This window comes from Pseudoalteromonas sp. SG44-1, from assembly GCF_014164315.1.
GTDB lineage: Bacteria > Pseudomonadota > Gammaproteobacteria > Enterobacterales > Alteromonadaceae > Pseudoalteromonas > Pseudoalteromonas rhizosphaerae.
This window is the reverse complement of record NZ_JACJEW010000156.1, coordinates 1-1,744: the sequence shown is the minus strand read 5'-3', so window position 1 is coordinate 1,744 and position 1,744 is coordinate 1. Positions and strand designations below refer to the sequence as shown.

Genomic DNA, 1,744 nt, shown 5'->3' with positions numbered 1-1,744 from the left:
TTGTGTACGCCCGACATGGGCATTGACTTATGAGGTGAAAGTCCTCTGTAGGAAGATCACCGTTTAAATAACATACTGTTATTAAACGATAACTACTAGCGAATGGCAAGGGCTAAATCGCGAGAGATAGTCTGGAGGAAGCCGCTAGCAAATCTGTGAGCTGATGAACAAAAACATCATATGAGGCGTAGGCTGGAGACGAGCTAGCACAAGATAGCGAAGTCATGTGATCTAACGGCCACCGTAAATGATGCAGTTGTGCAGAGAAAGTCGATGCACCTTATTCGGGGAGATCTGATAAACACGCATCCGCGCTAACGCTTGGAGATTACCAGTTAGGGACTGGTTGTTCAACCCTTGGCGCTCTGGTTGCTGCGACCTATAGCGAGCGAAATAGCAGTAAACAAGCGTTAGTTTAGACGCGCTTTATCGAGTAATCGCTAGAGTGATTCGTCAGAAGTCAGCAGACGGCATAGTAGCCAAACGCCCATCGTAATGGAGGGGACACGGTGAAGGCCTGAACATCTTAACCAGAGGAGAAACTACAAATGAACTTGAATTCACATAGATCACCGTGTTGTGATAGTGATGAACAGCGTTCGACTGTGAATAATACCTCGAATGAATATAACCAAACAGATCATGACCTTATGGCAAGGGTACTAAGCAACCACAATATTAGCGCATCATGGCAACATGTTAAGCGCAATAAAGGGGCTGCGGGTATTGATAATATGAGTATTGAGGAATTTAATGACTTCGCTAAGTTACATTGGCTGGGTATTAAACAACAATTACTTAACGGCACTTATCAACCCTTGCCAGTCAAACGCGTGATGATACCCAAACCTGATGGCGGTGAGCGAATGCTTGGGATCCCTGCTGTTATCGACAGAGTGATCCAACAAGCCATTGCTCAAGTGATCAGCCCTTACTTTGAGCCTAAATTTTCACCACATAGTTATGGTTATCGCCCTCATAAAAGAGCCAGTCAAGCAGTGAACCATGTTCAGTCTTGTGTTAAACAAGGTTATAAAACAGCGGTTGATATCGACTTGTCTAAGTTCTTTGATGAAGTAGACCATGACATGCTGATGAATCGTGTTGGCCGTAAAATCAAAGACAAAGCACTCATGCGCCTACTCGGTAAATACTTACGAGCGGGGATCGCAGAGCGCGAAACAGGTCTATGGTTTGAGTCAACCAAAGGAGTCCCCCAAGGTGGGCCATTATCCCCTTTACTTTCCAACATTTTACTCGATGAATTAGATAAGAAGCTAACCTACAAACACCTTAAGTTTGCACGTTACGCTGATGACATAATCATTTTAGTAAAAACCAAAAGCGAAGGACTAATAATCCAACAGGAAATTACTGCGTTTATCACTAAGCGATTAAAGCTCAAAGTGAACGAATCGAAAAGTCGGGTAGGTCCTGTATCAGGCTCGAAATTTCTCGGGTTCACATTCCGTTACGGTCAAGTGCAGATCCACGAACAGGCGCTAAAGAAATTCAAAGCAAATGTCAGGGAACTCACTAACCGCAACTGGGGGATCTCAATGACCCTACAAATTCATAAACTCACACAGTATTTACGCGGCTGGGGACACTACTACCTAATAGCCAACGCCTATCAGCTAACAGTGGATTTAGATCATTGGATCCGCCGTAGGATAAGAATGTGCTACTGGCGACAGTGGCGTAAACCTCGCACCAAAGTACGCAGTTTAATGAAATTGGGGGT

Annotated in this window: 1 protein-coding gene; it reads left to right on the top strand. The window is 44.4% G+C overall.

The annotated features are described in order from the left end of the window. Positions 1–548: 548 nt before the first annotated feature. Positions 549–1,744 (top strand): group II intron reverse transcriptase/maturase (gene ltrA / locus H5187_RS23365; RefSeq protein ID WP_259401767.1); only part of this gene is annotated, 1,196 nt, incomplete at its 3' end.